Genomic DNA, 245 nt, shown 5'->3' with positions numbered 1-245 from the left:
GCTCTTTCGGGAGCAGCCTTTCATTGAGGGCACAGGACGTGGAGGCTGAGATAGGCGACGGCCTCGACGTCGCTGCTCTTTCGGGAGCAGCCTTTCATTGAGGGCAACCAGCCATTCCTCACAGAAGCACGCCGCGCTATTGTCGCTGCTCTTTCGGGAGCAGCCTTTCATTGAGGGACGCGCTCCATTTCGTCACCATCTTCGGCGTGGAGATGTCGCTGCTCTTTCGGGAGCAGCCTTTCATT

This window comes from Corynebacterium sp. HMSC073D01, assembly GCF_001815555.1.
In the GTDB taxonomy this organism is placed as follows: Bacteria; Actinomycetota; Actinomycetes; order Mycobacteriales; family Mycobacteriaceae; genus Corynebacterium; species Corynebacterium glucuronolyticum.
This window is presented reverse-complemented; position numbering follows the sequence as displayed.